Here is a 2,545-nt window from a genome sequence, read left to right as displayed (position 1 = left end):
GATGACGTCGCCGTCCTCGCCGCAGCCAAAGCAGTGGTACCGGCCAACCTGGGGTCGAACGGTGAAAGATGGAGAACGCTCGTCGTGGAAGGGGCACAGACCCTTGTAGGACCCGAGCCCGGCTCCCTTGAGCGTCACGTAGCCATCGACGACTTCCTTGATGTCGGTGCGCTGGCGTACTTCATCGATGTCTTCGCGTTTGATCAGGCCGGCCACATTGCCATCCTAGTCCCCGGGTACGACGCCGACGGGCCGGCCATGGCGGCCCTCACCACAGCGACGGCAGGCTGCCCACGAGACGCTCGTACATGGCCAGCGCCGAGCCGTCCGTCAGCGACGCGACCTGGTCGATGACGACACGCAGCCGCGCGGCGTCGTCGCCCGCGTCGAGCCAGTCGGCGGCGAACATCGGTTCCAGATGGCGGTCCCCCGTGGCGCTGAGCGCGGTGACGAGGGCATGCAGGACCTCGCGCTGGCGCTCGTAGATGGGCTGCCGGTGTTCGGTGGTCATCACGAAGGTGGTGGCCAGGCCCTTCATGACCGCGATTTCCATCACGGTTTCATCCGGAACGATCAGCTCAGCGTTGTAGCGGGTCAGGTTTTCCGGGCCGTAGACCGTGCGGGTGGCCTCCAGCGCGCTCTGGCAGAAGCGGCCGATGAGCTGGCTGGTCATGTCCTTGAGCGCCGCCATGGCTTTGCGGCTGCCGTCGGCCTCGCGCACCCAGACATCCGTGGCCTCCAGCCGGGCCAGGGCGGCGTCGATCGCGGCGGGATCGTTGTGCGGCAGGTACCACTGCTTGGCGTAGCCGACGACGCGGGCGCGGTGGTCCGGGTTGTCCATCCAGCGCAGCTGGAAGTGCCCTGCCACGATCGCGTCCTCGACGTCGTGCACCGAGTAGGAGATATCGTCCGCCAGGTCCATGACCTGCGCTTCGAGGCAGGACCGGCGTTCCGGGGCGCCGTCGCGGATCCAGTCGAAGATGGGGAGGTCGTCCTCGTAGGCACCGAACTTGCTGGTCCGCTCCCCGTGGATAACGGGGGCGTTTACCGCGGACCACGGGTATTTGGCGGCGGCATCGAGACTGGCCCGGGTCAGGTTCAGGCCGGCCGGCCGGCCGTCGGCGGCCAGAACCTTTGGCTCCAGCCGGGTCAGCAGCCGCAGCGTCTGGGCGTTGCCTTCGAAGCCGCCGATCCCGTGCGCCACCTCGTTGAGGGCCGCTTCGCCATTGTGGCCGAAAGGCGGGTGGCCGAGGTCGTGGCTGAGGCATGCGGTGTCCACGACGTCGGGGTCACAGCCCAGCGCACGGCCCAGTTCGCGGCCCACCTGGGCAACTTCGAGGCTGTGGGTGAGCCGGGTCCGGACGAAGTCGTCGGTATCCGGGGCCACCACCTGGGTCTTCGCGCCGAGCCGGCGCAGCGCCGAGGAGTGCAGGACCCTTGCACGGTCACGCTCGAAGTCCGAGCGGTAGGTGCTCTTGGGCGGCTCCTCGACCCAGCGGGCCCAGTCGCGGGAGGTATACCCGTCCAGGACGGGCGCGGTGGTCCGGGTCTCAGCCACCGGAGACATCCAGTTCGGCGAAGGAAATATCGCGGGTCTGGGCGTCATCCAGCGTCCGGTTCAGCAGCCAGTCCTTTGGCAGTGCCGGTTTTTTGGGCGAACCAGCGCGGCCGCGCGGACCCTCGGCGTCGCCTCCGGGATACGGCGAGTCGAGGTCCAGCTGGTCCAGGGTGCCGCGCAGCACCTCCAGGCTGGTGACGAGCGCCAGCTTGGTCCGCAGTTCGCTGCCGACCACGTAGCCCTTGAAGTACCAGGCAATGTGCTTGCGGATTTCGCGCAGGGCTTTGCCCTCGTCCCCGAACGTTTCGACCATGAGCTCAGCGTGCCGGTACACGCTCTCGGCAACCTGGCGCAGGTCCGGCCGGTGCCGCTGGTCGCTGCCTTCGAACGCGGCCATGAGGTCGCCGAACAACCAGGGCCTGCCCTGGCAGCCACGGCCGACGACGACGCCGTCCACACCCGTTTCGCGGACCATCCGGACCGCGTCCTCCGCGGACCAGATATCTCCGTTGCCGAGAACGGGAATGTCCGGCAGGGCCTCGCGCAGCCGGGCGATGGCGGACCAGTCGGCCTGGCCGGAATAGAACTGGGCGGCCGTGCGGCCATGAAGCGCGACGGCTGCGACGCCGGAATCGCGGGCAATCCGGCCGGCGTCCAGGTAGGTCAGGTGGTCCTCGTCGATGCCCTTGCGCATCTTGATGGTCAACGGGACATTGCCCTTGGAGGCTTCCTTCACCGCGGTCTGGACGATGGAGGTGAAGAGGTCGATCTTCCACGGCAAGGCCGATCCGCCGCCGCGCCGGGTGACCTTGGGCACGGGGCAGCCGAAGTTGAGGTCGATGTGGTCCGCCCGGTCCTCCTCCACCAGCATCCGGACGGCCTGGCCGACGGTGACGGGGTCCACGCCGTACAGCTGGACGGAACGGACTTTTTCGTCGTCGTCGTGCGAAATGATGCGCAGCGACTCCGGCGTGCGCTCGACGAGGG

At 68.2% G+C, this 2,545-nt stretch carries 3 protein-coding genes; all 3 read right to left on the bottom strand.

The annotated features are described in order from the left end of the window. Positions 1 to 216: CHC2 zinc finger domain-containing protein (locus LQV45_RS25400; RefSeq protein WP_230009402.1), on the bottom strand; the 216-nt coding region annotated here is incomplete at its 3' end. A 52-nt stretch (positions 217 to 268) separates the two neighbouring features. Further along, positions 269 to 1,567, bottom strand: coding sequence for a deoxyguanosinetriphosphate triphosphohydrolase (locus LQV45_RS25395; protein ID WP_230009400.1), 1,299 nt, complete (start codon positions 1,565 to 1,567; stop codon positions 269 to 271). Then, a partial coding sequence (gene dusB, locus LQV45_RS25390; RefSeq protein WP_230009398.1) for a tRNA dihydrouridine synthase DusB occupies positions 1,551 to 2,545 on the bottom strand: 995 nt, incomplete at its 5' end. The genes dusB and LQV45_RS25395, both read right to left, overlap by 17 nt.

Source organism: Microbacterium sp. Bi128, from assembly GCF_918698205.1.
Note: the sequence above shows the minus strand (reverse complement) of the source record. Positions and strands in the feature narration are given on the sequence as shown.